Annotated in this window: 1 protein-coding gene; it reads right to left on the bottom strand. The window is 43.7% G+C overall.

Annotated elements, in window-relative coordinates; translation table 11 throughout:
- Positions 1-112: 112 nt before the first annotated feature.
- Positions 113-745 (bottom strand): N-acetyltransferase family protein (locus AC1DWN_RS34700; protein ID WP_477563339.1); only part of this gene is annotated, 633 nt, incomplete at its 5' end.

Below are 745 nucleotides of genomic sequence, written 5' to 3'. Positions count from 1 at the left end.
CTCCTAACCAGTGTGGATACGCCATTATATTAATTCATTACTTATAAAATACAGCAGTATCCACAAACATGGCATGGAGAAAATGAATGATACTTTGGCATTTACGTCAGTATTACGACTTAAAGGCTGCTAGTTTGTTCGAAACCTTTTGCAGCTCAGCGATGATCCGGTAATTTCCCCGTAAAGGCTCATAGCCTAAGCGTCGATTAATTTTAAGAATGGGCTCATTCGTAGATTCGTTATCTGTACGAATATAGGCTGCATCACGTTGTTTGGCAAGCTGTATGGCTTTTAACTTTAGCGCTAATGCGATTTTTCGGCCCCGATAGGCTCTACTGACGCCGGTATATTCGTGATACATTCCGTTTGTCAGTTTATTATGCAGGACATTCGTTACACCTACAACTTTATCCCCATCGACAGCAAGGATAACCTGATCTGCTGCATAACCATCGACCTGTAAGTTCCATTTGCGCCATTCGTTTATTTCRGGAACATCGCCTGTATAGCCAGGTATGTCGACAAGCGTTTCTTTGTAAAGCTCGTAAAGCTTCCGTTCATTTTCCTCACCGGGCTCATCCGCGAGCGTAGTGAACCGTAGACCGGTGTTTTCCAATGTATGAATAGTTTCATCGAATTGGTCGCCATCCTGGCTGACCCGATCTAGCTCCAGCACGGACTGAAAATAATGTCTATCCGAAGTAAAACCACTATGATCGGCAAAATGCAGCGAGCTTTGGCTATC

The sequence above is a fragment of the Paenibacillus sp. P4_A7 genome (assembly GCF_056402455.1).
The sequence above is the reverse complement of the archived record's forward strand: the minus strand, read 5'-3'. Positions and strand labels throughout refer to the sequence as shown.